Genomic DNA, 15,045 nt, shown 5'->3' with positions numbered 1-15,045 from the left:
CGGCCGGGTCGGCGAGCGCGGTGGCGGCGGCTGCGGCGGTGGGTGCTGCGGCGGCCGCGGCGTCGGCCCGACGGGCGGGCCGGGGAGCGGCGCCGCCGTTCCTACTGCCGCCGTCCGGCGCACCGTCCCCCGGCTGCCGATCGGCGGAGGCGCCGCCGGAGGCGGGCGCGGAACCGGTGACCGCCGCGTCGACGGTGTGCGCGGTCATCGGGCACCTCCCGTGCCGACGGTACTCAGCGGATGCGCCGCGCCCGCGAAGACCGCGGTGCGGACGGACCGGCGGAATCCGGTGCGCTGCAGTCCGGTGCGCTGCGGTCCGGTGCGGCGGCATGACGCCGGGCTTGGCAACGTCAGGTGGTGCGACCTCGGGTGCGACCTCGGGCTGGGCAACACTGCGTCCTCCTCGCTCGGTCCGGTACCCCGGCTCGGCCCGGGGCCCGCGGACGTCGGCCTCGATACCTCGGTGCGGACGGGCACCGGTGCAGGGCGGGCCGAGAAGCGAGCCTAGAAGATTCGTTCGTCTCCCTGCGAGGTGGCCCGGGTGTTCCACGTCCATCGCGGCCGGTGGCGGGGGCACCCCTCGGGGAATCTCCGGCAGGGGGCAGCCGCGCCGAGGCCTGGCGCGGAGCGCGGGTGCGGCCGACGGACCTCACCCGTCTCCACCATGGACCTCGCCCGGCGCTTCAGCACCGCGAACCGGCTCGGCGGGCCCGACTCCACGCCTGATGGGTGACGCTGTCGAATGACAGATATTGAAATCTGTCATCTCACATGCCATAGTTGTCATCAGTCAGCCGAAGACCGTCACCCGCCCCCAGCCCCACCAGCCAACGGAGCCACCCCATGACCACCCCCCGCACCGCCCTCGCCCGCACCCCCCTCGGCGCCACCGGCCTCACCACCTCCGTCCTCGGCCTCGGCCTGATGGGCATGTCGGACATGTACGGCCCGGCCGACGAGGCCGAGTCCATCGCCACCATCCACGCCGCCCTCGACGCGGGCGTCACCCTGCTCGACACCGGCGACTTCTACGGCATGGGCCACAACGAGCTCCTGCTGCACGAGGCGCTGCGCGGCCGCGACCGCGCCGGCGTCGAGATCAGCGTGAAGTTCGGCGCCCAGCGCGGCCCGGACCGGAGCTGGCTCGGCTACGACGCCAGCCCCGCCGCCGCCAAGTCGGCCCTGGCGTACACCCTGCGGCGGCTGCGCACCGACTACATCGACGTCTACCGCCCCGCCCGGCTCGACCCGAACGTCCCGATCGAGGAGACCGTCGGCGCCATCGCCGATCTGGTGAAGGCCGGGTACGTCCGCCACATCGGCCTGTCCGAGGTCGGCGCCGACACCCTGCGCCGGGCCGCCGCCGTGCACCCGATCAGCGACCTGCAGATCGAGTACTCGCTGATCTCCCGCTCGCTGGAGGCCGAGGTCCTGCCCACCGCCCGCGAGCTCGGCATCGGGATCACCGCGTACGGCGTGCTCTCCCGCGGGCTGCTCAGCGGCCACTGGCAGAGCGACCGGGAGACCGCCCCGAACGACTTCCGCGGCCACAGCCCCCGCTTCCAGGGCGACAACCTGACCCACAACCTGCGGCTGGTCGAGGCGCTGCGGTGGATCGCCGACGCGAAGGGCGTGAGCGTCGCCCAGGTCGCCATCGCCTGGGTCGCCTCGCGCGGCTCGGACATCGTGCCGCTGGTCGGCGCCCGCCGACGGGACCGGCTGGCCGAGGCCCTCGGCGCGCTGCGGGTCGAGCTGTCGGCGGACGACCTCGCGGCCGTCGAGGCGGCCGTCCCCGCCGGGTCCGCCGCCGGTGACCGGTACGCTGCCGCACAGATGGAGCACCTGGACAGCGAGCGCTGATCACCCCCGGCTCACCGCTCGTGAGAACCGCACGATAGGACGTACCCCGCCGTGACCACGGAGAGCACACTCACCCCCGAGCAGATCCTGAGCGCGGCCGAGGACGTCCTGCGGCGGTTCGGTCCGGCCAAGGCGACCGTGGTGGACATCGCCCGTGCACTCGGGGTCAGCCACGGCAGCGTCTACCGGCACTTCCCCAGCAAGGCAGCGCTGCGCGAGGCGGTCACCCAGCGCTGGCTGGACCGTGCGCACCACAGCCTCGCGGCGATCACCGTCGAGCGCGGCCCGGCGGCCGAGCGGCTGCACCGCTGGCTGGCCACGCTGTTCGCGGCGAAGCGGGCCAAGGCACTGGAGGACCCGGAGCTGTTCGCGACCTACATGACGCTGGTCGGCGAGCTGAGCGACACGGTCGAGGCGCACGTGGAGACCCTGGTCGGCCAGCTCGCGGACATCATCCAGGACGGCATCCACCAGGGCGCGTTCCGGCCCACCCACGTCCGGACCGCCGCCCGCGCGGTGTTCCAGGCGACGGCGCACTTCCACGACCCGGCGCACTCCGCCGAGTGGGGCCGGCCCCAGGCCGACGCCGACTTCGAGGCGGTCTGGACGCTGATGCTGCACGGTCTCAAGGGCTCCTGACCCTCAAGGGCGCCGGCCGGGGAGGCCGAATCCGTTCGCGCCACGGCACCCGGGGACGCCAGGATGGGCGGCCGGACCGCACCCGCCAGGAGAACCCCGTGCCCGCCCAGCTCCCCCACCCGACCACCCCGGACCCGTACGCCGACCCGGCACCGGGCACCGCGCCGACCGCCGCCCTCGACAGCCTCCAGGGTCTCGCCCTGGGCGACGCGTTCGGCGACCGCTGGTTCCACCCCCGGGTGGACGAGGACAGCGTCGAGTACCGGACCAGGACGCCCCGCCCGGCCCCCTGGCCGTGGACCGACGACACCGCGATGGCGCTGACCCTCGTCGAGCACCTGGCCGAGCACGGCGAGGTACGGCCGGACGGGCTCGCACGGGCCTTCGCCGCCCGCTACACCGCCGACCCGGACCGGGGCTACGGCCCGTCGATGCACCAGGTGCTGAGGCAGATCGACGGCGGCGCGCACTGGCACGGCGTCACCTCCGCCGTCTTCGGCGGACAGGGCTCGCACGGGAACGGCGCGGCGATGCGGGTCGCGCCGCTGGGGGCGTGGTTCTCCGACGACCTGGAGATGGTCGCCGGGCAGGCCGAACTGTCCGCCCGGGTCACCCACTTCCACCCCGAGGCGGTGACCGGTGCGGTGGCGGTCGCGCTGGCCGCCGCGTTCGCCGCCCGCAGCCGGGGCCGACTCGCGCCCGGCCGGGAGGAGTTGCTCACGCTGGTGGCCGACCGGCTGCCCGCGGGCGACGTCCGGTCGGGGCTGCGGACCGCCGCGCGGTTCACCGACCGCACCTCGCTGCGGCACGCCGCCGAGGTCCTCGGCACGGGCACCCTGTTGTCCGCCCAGGACACCGTCCCGTTCGCGCTGTGGTGCGCCGCCGGGCAGCTGGACTCGTTGCCGCAAACGCTCTGGCAGACCGTCGGCGGCTGGGGCGACATGGACACCACCTGCGCCATCGCGGGCGGCATCACGGCCGCACGGACCGGCCTGGCCGGCGTGCCCGGCGAATGGCTGGCCGCCCGGGAGCCGCTGCCCGCGCTGCCGCTCCCCCGCTGACACCCCCGACGGCCCGCGGGCCCGACCGCCGACAGGCCGGACCCGCGGCTGCTGACTCAGCCGAGGGCCCGGCCCGGAGGTGGCGCCGTCGTGCGCGCGGGGCGCGCCGCCCGTCAGTCCCGCGACCGGCCGAACAGGATCCGGTAGGCGATCAGCAGCACCAGGGCGCCGACGATCGCGGATCCCCAGGTCGGGAGGTCGAAGAAGTTCTTGGAGATCGGCTTGTCCAGGATCTTGGAGGAGAGCCAGCCACCCACGAACGAACCGGCGATGCCGATCAGGGTGGTGACGATCACGCCGCCCGGGTCCTTGCCCGGCAGCAGAAACTTCGCGATGGCCCCGGCGACCAGGCCGAGGACTATCCAGCTGAGAATGCCCATAACCGCTTTCCTGCCCTTCGTGGGACGGGCGAATCACGTCCGCCTCGCCGGGCAGGACGCACGGCCGCCCGCAGCCGGTTGCACGGGACGGCCCAGGACCCGCCGCCCGGACCGTACACGGCCGCGCGAACCCGGCCTGCCGGCCGGCGCCCGGCCATGAGAGGGTCGGCCCACGACGGCGGGAGGAGGGCCGGTGGACGGGAACGGCAAGGCAGCGGCGGGACGGGTCCTGGTGGTGGACGACGACGCCGCCATCCGCCGCTCGCTGGAGCGCGGGCTGCGGCTAAGCGGCTTCACCGTGGTGCTCGCCGAGGACGGCCGCACCGCGCTGCGCCGGCTCACCGAGGCACCCGCCGACGTGGTGGTGCTCGACGTGTCGATGCCCGGCATGAGCGGCACCGAGGTCTGCCGAACGCTGCGCGCCGCCCGCGACGACACCCCGGTACTGATGCTCTCCGCGCTGGACGAGCTCGCCGACCGGGTGGCCGGCCTGCAGGCCGGCGCCGACGACTACCTGGTCAAGCCGTTCGCCCTGGAGGAACTGGTGCTGCGGCTGCACGCCCTGCTGCGCCGCCGGCCCGCCCCGCCCGGCGACCGGTTGCGGGCGGGCCCGCTGACGATCGACCCGGCCACCCGACAGGCCCGCTGGGACGACCGCGAACTGCGCCTGACCCGACGCGAGTTCGAGCTGCTCACCCACCTGGCCAGGAACGCCGGGATCGTCCTGAGCCGGGACCAGCTGCTGGACCGGGTCTGGGGCTACGACTTCGAGGTGCGCACCGACGCGGTGGACACCTTCGTCAGCTACCTGCGCCGCAAGCTGGAGGAGGGCGGCCGGCCCAGGATCATCCACACCGTCCGCGGAGTCGGCTTCGTCCTGCGCCTGCCGGCCGGCCACCCCGCACCGGACGGCCCCGCGCCGGACAGCCCAGCGCCGCACAGCCCCGCGCCGCGCAACCCCGCCCCCGGCGGTCAGGCGTGAGGCGGCGAGCGACAGGAGGCACGGCCGGGCCGGCCGGACCGGGCCGCCCCGGGCCGCTCGCCCGCGGGCGGCGGCAGCGCGGCATCCGGCTGTCCACCCGGATCGCGCTCTGGGTGACCGTCCTGGTCCCGCTGCTGGTGGTGGCGTTCGGCCTGCTGCTGCTCCCGCTGGTCAACCGCGACCTGCACCACCAGGAGGACGCCGGCCTCACCGACCGCGCCGCCGCCGTGCTGCCGAGCGTACGGACCCTGCTCGCCGCCGACCGCCGGGGACGGCCCAAGGCCGAGCAGAACCAGCAGCGCAAGGTCATCAACGACGCCCTGGACTCCGGGGTCCGGGTCGCCGCCCAGGACGGCGACGTCCTGGTCGCGATGGGCCCGCAGCCGAGCGACTCGGTCCGGCTGCCGACCCGGCCCGGCGGGCCGGTCACGGTCCGCGGCGGCGGGCAGGCCTGGCGGGTGCTCACGGTCAGGATCGAGGGCGCCGCCCCCGGCACCCTGTGGCTGGTGGTGCCGTCGTCCAGCACCGAGCCCCAACTGACCGCGGTCCGGCGCCGGTTCCTGCTGATCGCCCTGGTCTCGGCCCCGGTCTCCGGCCTGATCGCGCTGGCCGTCGCCGAACGCGGCACCGCATCCCTGCGCCGGCTCAGCCGCCGGGCCGCCGCGCTCGACCCCGGCGCGGGCGCCGCCGGCTTCGCCCACGGCCGGACCGGCACCGCCGAGGTCGACGAACTCGCCGCCGCCATCGGCCTGGTGCTGTCCCGCTACGACGAGCAGGCGGCCCGGACCGCGCAGGCCCTGGACACCGCCCGGTCGTTCTCCTCGGCGGCCTCGCACGAGCTGCGCACCCCGCTGATGAGCATGCGCACCAACCTCGACGTCCTGTCCGCCCATCCCGAACTGCCGCGCGCCGAACACACCGAGGTGGTCCAGGAGCTCCAGCAGGACCACGCCCGGCTGCTCGAACTCCTCACCGCCCTGCACACGTTGGCCCGCGGTGACCTGGTAGAGGTCTCCGCGTTCAGCTCCCCCGACCTCGCGGAACTGGTCGACGCCGAGGTCGCGGAGGCCGCCCGGCGCCACCCGCACGCCAAGATCCACGCCGAACTGCCCGCCGGACTGCGGGTGTTCGGCTGGGAGCCGGGCCTGCGGATCATGCTGGCCAACCTGCTCGGCAACGCGGCGCTGCACGGCCGCGAGCAGGACGGCGGCGCCCGCATCCTGGTCCGGCTGCAGGCCGAGGACGGCCGGGCCCGGCTCACCGTCGACGACCACGGGCCCGGAATCCCGCCGGAGGAGCGCGCCACGGTGTTCCACCGCTTCCACCGCCGCCAGGACAGCCCCGGCTCCGGGCTCGGCCTGACCCTGGTCGCCCAGCAGGCCGCCCTGCACCGCGGCACCGTCACCATCGGCGACGCCCCCGGCACGGGCGGCTGCCGGTTCACCGTACGGCTGCCGCTGCCGCACCCCGACGCCGCGGCCGAACCGCTGCCGCCGCGCCGCGACTGGCTCTCCGGCTGACCGGCCGCCGGGCCGTCCACAGGGATTCCACAAGAACGGGTCCTACGCTCCTGGCGGGTCGGAGCCGAACGGCATCCGAGAACCGGAGGAGATCGCCGTGCCCGTGAACCGTAAGGCCGCCGCCGCCGCAGCCGTCGCCTCGCTCGCCGTCGCCGGCGCCCTGCTGGCCGCGGCCCCCGCCCAGGCCGCCCCGACGCCGACCGGCGACGGCTCCAAGGCCATCTGCAAGCGCCTGCCGAAGACCGAGGAGCGGGTCACCAAGGCCCTGACCCGGCTGAACGGCGACGCCGGTGTGGTCGGCTCGGTGGCCCGGCTGGAGCAGCGCGTCAACAACGCCAAGAGCGCCGGCCACACCGAGATCCAGACCTACCTCAACGACCGCCTCACCTACCGCAAGGGCCTGGTCACCACCCTGCAGACCCGGCAGAACGACCTGAAGTCGGTCGCCACCTGGTGCGGCACCCAGAGCGGCAAGTGACCGCCCGCCCCACCGCGGCCCTCGCCACCCTGGCACTGACGGCCGCCCTGCTCCTCACCGCCTGCGGCCCGAACGGCGCCACCCCGCAGCAGGCCGCCCCCTCCGCCTCCGTCGACCAGGCCCAACTCGACAGCCTCCAGCAGAAGTTGGACGCCGCCGAAAGCGCCGCCGCCGAGGCCGACCAGAACGCCACCGAGGATAACTGACCCACCCACGAGCCACCGTAGACCTGCCCTTCCCCGGGGGCAGGTCTACGGTCGTCCGGGGCCCGGATCGCCGGCTCGGGCGGCTCCCGCCCCACCCAGGCCGACCCGAACATAGAATCGCCCGCGTCGAACAGCCGACCGGGGGAAGCATGCACGCAGTCCGACCGACGGACAGCAGCCGACTGCGGTGGCGCCCGGCGATATCCGTGCTCACCGCCTGCCGGACCGACCGCACGGCCACCCTGCCCGCCGCACTCACCTCGCTCCTCGCCCAACAACGCACCGACTGGGAGTGGGTGCTGGAGTTCGACGGCCCGGTCCCCCCGCTGCCCGCGCCGCTGGCCGACCTGTCGGCGACCGGCCGGCTGACCGTCGGCGGCAGCGGCATGCGCGGCGCCCACGGGCCCGCCGAGGCGCGCAACCGCGGACTGGCCCGCTGCCGAGGCCCGCTGGTGCAGAACCTCGACTCCGACGACGAGCTCGAAGCCGGGGCCCTGGCCCTGCTCGCCGACGCGCTGCGCCGCCATCCCGGGGCCGCGTACGCCGTCGGCGATGCCAGGGACCTGCTGCCCGACGGCTCCCTGGTGTCGGTCCACCTGGACCTGCGCCCCGGCCTGCTGGCCCCGGGCGAGGTCTACGCCCGCTGGCGGACCGAACCGCCCGGCGCGTACTCGGTCCCACTGCACCCCGCCGGGGCGATGTGGCGACGCTCGGTCCTGCGGGAGTTCGGCGGCTGGCCCGCCCTGTGGGGCATGGACGACACGGCGCTGCTGATGGCCGTCTCCGCCCTCCGCCCCGGGGTGTACGTCGGCGCCGACACACTCCGGTACCGACGGCACGAGGGCCAGTTCTCCACGACGGTGGCGGAGCACCGCAGCAGGCTGCGGGACCAGGTCGCGGCGGTCCGGCAGCGGGTCACCGCACTCCGCTCCGGCCGTGGGAGCGACGCCGGCACGGAGTGTCACCGGGCCGCCGGGTGGGGGAACGGGGTGGTCCAGGGGGTGGGCCGGGCTTGACTCGGTGGGGGATTGTCGTGAACGATCTGGCGCATGAAGCCCGGCACCGCTCTGGTCTGCCGCCTGCACGTCGATCTGCGACGCCAGGCGAGCGACATGTGTGCCCGCTGACCGATTCGGTCAGCCCCGTGTCGTCGTCCGGGGCCCTGTTCCACCGATCGTCGTTCCACTGATCGTCTCTGCCGCCCTTCCGGTCGGCGCCCGCGCCGGTCGCCGTCGGCTGCGCAGGGTCGCCGCCGTTCCCTTCGGCCTCGTTGAGGACATCCGATGAGTGTTGTGAGCCTTCAGCCGGCACCGGCCGGCACCGCGCGGCCACCTCGGCCGCTGACCCCCGACGCCCTGCGGGCGGTCGTCCGCGATCTGGCGGAGCGCCCCGAGGAGTGGATCCACCGGGTCCGGCTGGCGAGCGGGGACCGCTGGTACGAACGGCTGGCGGCCGACCGGGACCACGAGGTGTGGCTGATCAGCTGGCTCCCCGGGCAGTCGACCGGTTTCCACGACCACGGCGATTCGGCCGGTGCGTTCACCGTCGCGCTGGGCGAGTTGGAGGAGCTGTCGCTGGCCGGCCCCGACCAGGGCCTGCTGATCCGCCGTCTGGCACCGGGTGCGGTACGGACGTTCGGGCCGGACTACCTGCACGACGTCCGCAATTCGGCGGCCGGTCCCGCGGTGACGATCCATGCGTACTCGCCGCCGCTGAGCGGGATGTCCCGCTACGACCTGCGGGCCGGCGGTCTGGTGCGGACCGCGGTGGAAGGGCCGGAGCAGTGGTGAGCGCGGTGGACGCACTGGTGGCGCGGTCGCGGGTCGGCGTGCACCGGCCGGGGCCGGTGCAGGCGCAGGAGGCGGCCGGCCGCGGCGCGCTGCTGGTGGACATCCGTCCGGCCGCGCAGCGCGCCCGGGAGGGCGAGATCCCCGGCGCCCTGATCATCGAGCGCAACGTGCTGGAGTGGCGGCTGGACCCGACGGGCAGTCACCGCATCCCGGAGGCCACGGGCAGCGAGCTGGAGGTGATCGTGGTCTGCTCGGAGGGGTACGCGTCGAGCCTGGCGGCCGCGAGCCTGCGGGAGCTGGGCCTGCACCGGGCCACCGATCTGGACGGCGGTTTCGTCGCCTGGGCGGCGGCCGGGCTGCCGACCCGGACGGCGGATCGGGGTTTGGGCTGAGGCCCGCCCGGGCAGCCGTGCTGGCGGACCATTCGACAATTGTTCGATAAGTTCGGGCATAGCCGGGCCGCCCGACCGGTTGGACCGTCAGGAGCCGTCCCGTTCACCCGCCCGGCTGCACCAGAACCACCGAGCCCGAACCACCGACCCCGAACCACCGACCCGCACGACCGACCCCGGCACCATCCGCTCCGTTCCACCGTACGGCCACCGCTAGGAACACCTCTGTGATCAGATTCGACGGCGCCGCCAAGCGCCACCCCGACGGCACGGTCGCCGTCGGAGGCCTTGACCTCGACGTCCCCGCGGGCCGAATAACGGTGCTGGTCGGGCCGTCCGGCTGCGGGAAGACCACGATCCTGCGGATGGTCAACCGGATGGTCGAACCGACCTCCGGCCGCGTCCTGCTGGACGGGGTCGACGTCGCCGAGCGGAACGCGGCCGAGCTGCGCCGCGGCATCGGGTACGTGATCCAGCAGGCCGGCCTGTTCCCGCACCGCCGCGTGCTCGACAACATCGCCACCGTGCCGCGCCTGCTCGGCTGGGACCGCAAGCGGGCCCGGGCCCGCGCCGCGGAGCTGCTGGAGCTGGTCGGGCTGCCGCCGGAGGCCGGCGGCCGGTACCCGTACCAGCTGTCCGGCGGCCAGCAGCAGCGGGTCGGGGTGGCCCGGGCGCTGGCCGCGGATCCGCCGGTGCTGCTGATGGACGAACCGTTCAGCGCGGTCGACCCGGTGGTCCGGGCGGGACTCCAGGAGGAGTTGCTGCGCCTGCAGTCGGAGCTCAACAAGACGGTGCTGTTCGTCACCCACGACATCGAGGAGGCCGTCCGCCTCGGCGACCAGGTGGTGGTGCTCCGCGAGCACGGCGAGATCGCCCAACTCGCCGATCCGCACACCCTCCTGACCGCCCCCGCCGACGACGGCGTGGCCGCCTTCCTGGGCCGCGACCGCGGCCTGCGGGGCCTCGGGCTGCGCCCGGCCGACGGCCTCCCGCTGGAGCCGCCCGGCCACCGCCCCGGCGGCTGGGAGCTGGCGCTGGACGGTTCGGGCCGCCCGGCCGGCTGGCGGGCCCCGGGGGACGCCACCCTGCACCCGGCGCCGGTCTTCCACCCGGGCCGCGACACGCTGCGCAGCGCGCTGGACGCCGCGGTGCTGTCCCCGGCGGGCGTCGCCGTCGCCGTGGACGACACCGGCCGGGCCACCGGTCTGGCCGACCGCGCCACGATCCTGGCCGCCACCGGGCCGCAGGCCGCACCGGTGCGCACCGAGCACGGGGTGGCGCCCGGTGGACGGTGAACCCCTGGTCCGCTGGCACTGGATCGGCGACCATCTCGGCTACCTGCGCGACCTGACCCTGGACCACGCGGTGATCGCCCTGGTCCCGGTGCTGATCGGGCTGCTGGTCGCGGTGCCGCTCGGCCTGGCCTGTGTCCGCTGGCCGAGGCTGTACCAGCCGCTGGCCGGCCTGTTCAACGTGGTCTACGCGCTGCCCTCGCTGGCGGTGTTCGTGGTGCTGATCCCGTACACGGGGCTGGCCACCCGCGCCACCGTGATGGTCCCGCTGACGTTCTACGCGGTCGCGGTGCTGCTGCCGACCACGGTGGACGGGCTGCGCGCGGTGCCGGAGGCCGTCCGGCAGGCGGCCACCGCGATGGGCTACGGGCCCTGGCACCGGCTGACGGCGGTCGAGCTGCCGGCGGCGGTGCCGTTCCTGACGGCCGGTCTGCGGGTGGCGGCGGTCGCCTCCATCTCGCTGGCGGCGGTCGGCGCGCTGGTCGGCCGCGGCGGGCTCGGCTACCTGTTCATCGACGGCTTCCAGCGGACCTTCCCGACGCCGATCGTGGCGGGGATCGTCCTGGTCGCCCTGCTGGCCCTGGTCACCGACCTGCTGCTGGTGCTGCTGCGCCGGCTGCTGGCCCCCTGGGCCCGGCGGACGGGGGCCGGCCGGTGAACTGGCTGAACTGGCTCAACACCTTCTTCTCCGCCCCGGACCACCGCAGCGGTCCCGACGCGATCGTCCACCGGATCGCCGAGCACCTGGTGATCTCCGGCGAGGCGCTGGCCATCGCGGCGGTGCTGGCGGTCCCCGTCGGGCTGCTGATCGGCTACACCGGGCGGGGGACCTTCGTGGTCACCGCGCTCACCGGCGTCGCCCGCGCGCTGCCCACCCTCGGGCTGGTGACGCTGGCCGTGCTGCTGGCCGGGGTCGACGACCTCGCCGTGCTGATCCCGCTGGTCGCGCTGGCCGCGCCGCCGCTGCTGGTGGCCACCGCGGAGGGCATCGCGGGCACCGATCCGGAGGTGCGCGACGCGGCCCGGGGCATCGGCCTGACCCACCGGCAGGTGCTGTTCGGGGTGTGCGTCCCGGCGGCGCTGCCGACGGCGCTGGCGGGTGTGCGGACCTCGGCCGTCCAGGTGATCGCGACCGCGACGGTGGCCGCCTACGTCGGTCTCGGCGGCCTCGGCCGGTACGTGATCGACGGGCTGGCCACCCGCAACTTCCCGACCACGCTCGGCGGCGCCCTGCTGGTGGTGCTGCTGGCCGTGGCCACCCAGCTGGTGTTCGCCCTGCTGATCCGTCTCACCCTGCCGCCCGGCGAACGCGTCCGGCGGTCCGCACCCTCCACCAAGGAAGCACTATGACGTCCCGTCTGGTCAGAATCGTCACCGCCACCGCGATCGTGCTGGGCGCGGCGGCGTGCAGCTCCTCCGGCGGCGGCGACCCGCTGGCCGCGCCCAGCGGTACCGGTGCCCCGGCGGGCGGCAGCGGGAAGACCGTGGTGGTGGGCTCGGCCAACTTCCCGGAGAACGTGCTGCTCGCCTCGATCTACTCGCAGGCCCTGAAGGCCAAGGGGGTCAAGGTCGAGGAGAAGTTCAACATCGGCAGCCGCGAGGTGCTGTACGGGCAGCTGCAGAGCGGCAACCTGACCGTGCTGCCCGAGTACAACGGCGCCCTGCTCGGCTACCTGGACCCGAAGGCCACCGCCACCGGCACCCAGGACGTCAACGCGGCGCTGCTGCAGAAGCTGCCCGCCGAGCTGGCGGTGCTGGACTCCTCGGCCGCCGAGGACAAGGACTCGCTCACCGTCACCCAGGAGACGGCGGACAAGTTCCAGCTGAAGTCCATCGCCGACCTGGCCGGCAAGGCCGGCGAGTTCACGGTCGGCGGCCCGCCGGAGTTCAAGTCGCGCCGGGAGCAGCAGTTCAAGGACGCGTACGGGCTGACCTTCAAGGAGTGGAAGCCGACCGCCGACACCACCGCGAACGCGCTGAAGGACGGCTCGGTCCAGGCCGGCAACGTGTTCACCACCGACCCGCGGATCGTCCAGTTCAAGCTGGTGTCGCTGGCCGACCCGAAGAACGTGTTCAGCTCGCAGAACGTCACCCCGCTGGTCAACAAGGCCGGGGTGGACGCCACCGCGACCGCCGCGCTGAACGCGGTCTCCGCCAAGCTGGACACCGCCGGGCTGACCTCGCTGATGACCAAGGTCTCGGTCGACAAGGAGGACCCGCAGAAGGTCGCCAAGGACTGGCTGACGGCCAACAACCTCGGCTGAGTCCCCGCGCGGACCCGACCGACGGCCCCTCGGGCCGGACGCCCCCCGGCGCCCGGCCCGAGGGGCCGTCGTCATCCGGACCGGGAGCCGGGCACCCGGCCGACTCCTCTGCAGGACGCGGGCCGGGCCCGGCCGGTTCCGGCCACGGCAGCCCGGCTTCCCTTGCCCGGAAGCTGCGTTGGCGAACTGTTAGGGCTCTTGACAGACGACTGGTCTAGTCCAAACATAGGCGTTGGTCTTCCGACCGGGACGCATCGTGGGGGTGTGACCACCGGCCGGCTGTGCTGTCGTGCACTGCCGCACCACCCCTGCGTTCCCACTGTCGCCCAGCGCGCCAGAACACCGCCGTGCCCAGGTCCGGGCCGGCGGGCCATCCTTCCTGTCTGTTGGAGCATTCATGCGCCTGTACAGATCGATCCAGGCCCTGCTGACCACCTGTGCCACCGTGGCCGCCTCGGCGGGCCTGCTGGCCCTGGGCGGGGGCACCGCGCAGGCGGCGACCCCGCTGCCGCAGCACGTGTTCGCCCCCTACTTCGAGGCCTGGACCGGTGAGAACCCGGCCACCCTCGCCGCCCAGTCCGGTGCCAAGCACCTGACCATGGCGTTCCTGCAGACCGCGAGCAAGGGGTCGTGCACGCCGCTGTGGAACGGCGACACCGGGATGCCGGTCTCCTCGGCCGTCTTCGGCGCCGAGATCAACACCATCAAGGCGGCCGGCGGCGACGTCATCCCGTCCTTCGGCGGCTACACCGCCGACAACACCGGCACCGAACTCGCCGACAGCTGCACCGATGTCAACGCCATCGCGGCCGCCTTCGAGAAGGTCGTCACCACCTACGACATCAGCCGGATCGACCTCGACATCGAGGACAACTCGCTGACCAACACCGCCGGCATCGACCGCCGCAACAAGGCCATCAAGCTGGTCCAGGACTGGGCCGCGGCCAACGGCCGGTCCGTGCAGTTCTCGTACACCCTGCCGACCACCACCTCCGGGCTGGCCGCCAGCGGGCTCGCCGTACTGAAGAACGCGGTCACCAACAACGCGCGGATCGACGTCGTCAACCAGATGACCTTCGACTACTACGACAACGCCGGGCACAACATGGGCGAGGACACCAAGACCGCCACCACCGGCCTGTACAACCAGCTGGCCAAGCTCTACCCGGCCAAGACGCCCGCACAGCTGTGGGGTTCGATCGGCATCATCGAGATGCTGGGCATCGACGACTTCGGCCCGGCCGAGACCTTCACCCTGGCCGACGCCACCAACGTCTACAACTGGGCCGTCGGCAAGGGCGTCAACACACTGTCCTTCTGGGCGCTGCAGCGTGACAACGGCGGCTGCGTCGGCACGGCCGGCTCCGACAGCTGCTCCGGCATCAGCCAGGGCACCTGGGACTTCTCGCACATCTTCGCGCCGTTCACCGGCGGCGGCCAGAGCACCAACGACTTCTCGCTCGGCCTCTCCCCCGCGGCCGGGTCGGTCAACCCGGGCGGTTCCGCCTCCGCCGCCGTCAACACCGCCGTCACCAGCGGCTCCGCGCAGACCGTCAGCCTCGCCGTCACCGGCGCCCCCGCCGGCGTCACCGCCACCCTCGCCGCCACCTCAGTCACCTCCGGCGCCTCCACCACCCTCAACCTCACCACCACCGCCGCCACCGCACCCGGCAGCTACCCCCTCACCATCACCGGCACCGCCCCCAGCGGCACCCACACCGCCACCTACACCCTGACCGTCAACGGCTCCGGCGGTACCGGACTGGTCAACGGCGGTCTGGAGAGCGGCAGTCTGAGCCCGTGGAGCTGCCAGAGCGGCGGCGCCGTGGTCTCCACCCCGGTGCACTCCGGCAGCAAGGCGCTGCAGGCCGCGGCCACCGCGAGCCAGACCGGCGAGTGCGGGCAGAGCGTCACCCTCGTGCCCAACACCAAGTACACGCTGAGCGCCTGGGTGCAGGGCAGCTACGCCTTCCTCGGCGTCAGCGGCGGCGCCACCGCCAGCACCTGGACGTCCGGCACCGGCTGGACCAAGCTCAGCGTCCCGTTCACCACCGGGGCCTCCGGCACGGTCACCGTCTACCTGCACGGCTGGTTCGGCCAGGGCAACGTGTACGGCGACGACTTCACCATCTCGTAGCGCGCCCGGCCCCCGCCGGTCCGCACCGTCCCCGGTGCGGACCG

Annotated in this window: 16 protein-coding genes and 1 pseudogene; 15 read left to right on the top strand and 2 right to left on the bottom strand. The window is 74.1% G+C overall.

The features are described 5' to 3' along the window. A pseudogene (locus AA75_RS05505) lies at positions 1-208 on the bottom strand (hypothetical protein); the annotation flags it as partial. 635 nt (positions 209-843) lie between these two features. Here AA75_RS05505 and AA75_RS05500 point away from each other — a divergent pair. The 3 genes from AA75_RS05500 (at position 844) to AA75_RS05490 (ending at position 3,560) form a co-directional block, all read left to right on the top strand. After that, the gene (locus tag AA75_RS05500; protein ID WP_033818612.1) at positions 844-1,860 is read left to right on the top strand and encodes an aldo/keto reductase; all 1,017 of its coding nucleotides are present in this window, start codon (positions 844-846) and stop codon (positions 1,858-1,860) included. Positions 1,861-1,911: 51 nt separating this feature from the next. Then, positions 1,912-2,499 carry a TetR family transcriptional regulator gene (locus tag AA75_RS05495; RefSeq protein ID WP_033818611.1) on the top strand — a complete coding sequence of 196 codons (588 nt, stop codon included), beginning with the start codon at positions 1,912-1,914 and terminating at the stop codon, positions 2,497-2,499. 98 nt (positions 2,500-2,597) lie between these two features. Continuing rightward, positions 2,598-3,560, top strand: coding sequence for an ADP-ribosylglycohydrolase family protein (locus AA75_RS05490; protein ID WP_149037958.1), 963 nt, complete (start codon positions 2,598-2,600; stop codon positions 3,558-3,560). Positions 3,561-3,673: 113 nt separating this feature from the next. Here the strand turns inward: AA75_RS05490 and AA75_RS05485 are convergent, their stop codons facing one another. Beyond that, the gene (locus tag AA75_RS05485; RefSeq protein WP_033818610.1) at positions 3,674-3,940 is read right to left on the bottom strand and encodes a GlsB/YeaQ/YmgE family stress response membrane protein; all 267 of its coding nucleotides are present in this window, start codon (positions 3,938-3,940) and stop codon (positions 3,674-3,676) included. Between the two features lie 193 nt (positions 3,941-4,133). On the opposite strand from AA75_RS05485, the gene AA75_RS05480 reads away from it, so the two are divergent. The 12 genes from AA75_RS05480 (at position 4,134) to AA75_RS05425 (ending at position 15,001) form a co-directional block, all read left to right on the top strand. Beyond that, complete coding sequence (locus AA75_RS05480) at positions 4,134-4,922, top strand: response regulator transcription factor (protein ID WP_082526274.1); 789 nt, start codon at positions 4,134-4,136, stop codon at positions 4,920-4,922. 113 nt (positions 4,923-5,035) lie between these two features. Further along, positions 5,036-6,442 carry a sensor histidine kinase KdpD gene (locus AA75_RS05475; protein ID WP_233288934.1) on the top strand — a complete coding sequence of 469 codons (1,407 nt, stop codon included), beginning with the start codon at positions 5,036-5,038 and terminating at the stop codon, positions 6,440-6,442. A gap of 97 nt (positions 6,443-6,539) precedes the next feature. After that, positions 6,540-6,920 (top strand): hypothetical protein, encoded by a 381-nt coding sequence (locus tag AA75_RS05470; protein ID WP_033818609.1) that lies wholly within the window; start codon positions 6,540-6,542, stop codon positions 6,918-6,920. Then, entirely contained in the window at positions 6,917-7,126 is a 210-nt protein-coding gene (locus AA75_RS05465; protein ID WP_033818608.1) for a hypothetical protein, read from the top strand. The genes AA75_RS05470 and AA75_RS05465 overlap by 4 nt, the downstream gene beginning before the upstream one ends. Before the next feature lie 149 nt (positions 7,127-7,275). Further along, positions 7,276-8,142 (top strand): glycosyltransferase family A protein, encoded by an 867-nt coding sequence (locus tag AA75_RS05460; protein WP_082526273.1) that lies wholly within the window; start codon positions 7,276-7,278, stop codon positions 8,140-8,142. Between the two features lie 267 nt (positions 8,143-8,409). Beyond that, the gene (locus AA75_RS05455; protein ID WP_033818607.1) at positions 8,410-8,916 is read left to right on the top strand and encodes a cysteine dioxygenase family protein; all 507 of its coding nucleotides are present in this window, start codon (positions 8,410-8,412) and stop codon (positions 8,914-8,916) included. Then, positions 8,910-9,308 carry a rhodanese-like domain-containing protein gene (locus AA75_RS05450; RefSeq protein WP_082526272.1) on the top strand — a complete coding sequence of 133 codons (399 nt, stop codon included), beginning with the start codon at positions 8,910-8,912 and terminating at the stop codon, positions 9,306-9,308. The genes AA75_RS05455 and AA75_RS05450 overlap by 7 nt, the downstream gene beginning before the upstream one ends. A gap of 227 nt (positions 9,309-9,535) precedes the next feature. Beyond that, the gene (locus AA75_RS05445) at positions 9,536-10,603 is read left to right on the top strand and encodes an ABC transporter ATP-binding protein (protein WP_033818605.1); all 1,068 of its coding nucleotides are present in this window, start codon (positions 9,536-9,538) and stop codon (positions 10,601-10,603) included. Further along, a complete protein-coding gene (locus tag AA75_RS05440; protein ID WP_033818604.1) occupies positions 10,593-11,258 on the top strand; it encodes an ABC transporter permease in 666 nt (221 codons plus the stop codon). The genes AA75_RS05445 and AA75_RS05440 overlap by 11 nt, the downstream gene beginning before the upstream one ends. Further along, entirely contained in the window at positions 11,255-11,950 is a 696-nt protein-coding gene (locus tag AA75_RS05435; protein ID WP_033818603.1) for an ABC transporter permease, read from the top strand. The genes AA75_RS05440 and AA75_RS05435 overlap by 4 nt, the downstream gene beginning before the upstream one ends. Continuing rightward, the gene (locus tag AA75_RS05430) at positions 11,947-12,864 is read left to right on the top strand and encodes an ABC transporter substrate-binding protein (protein ID WP_033818602.1); all 918 of its coding nucleotides are present in this window, start codon (positions 11,947-11,949) and stop codon (positions 12,862-12,864) included. Before AA75_RS05435 ends, AA75_RS05430 begins: the two co-directional genes overlap by 4 nt. Before the next feature lie 397 nt (positions 12,865-13,261). Continuing rightward, on the top strand, positions 13,262-15,001 hold the full coding sequence (locus AA75_RS05425) for a glycosyl hydrolase family 18 protein (RefSeq protein WP_033818601.1): 1,740 nt from the start codon (positions 13,262-13,264) through the stop codon (positions 14,999-15,001). Positions 15,002-15,045 lie beyond the last annotated feature (44 nt).

Origin of the sequence: Kitasatospora sp. MBT63 (assembly GCF_000710465.2) — a bacterium.
Lineage (GTDB): Bacteria > Actinomycetota > Actinomycetes > Streptomycetales > Streptomycetaceae > Kitasatospora.
The sequence above is the reverse complement of the archived record's forward strand: the minus strand, read 5'-3'. Positions and strand labels throughout refer to the sequence as shown.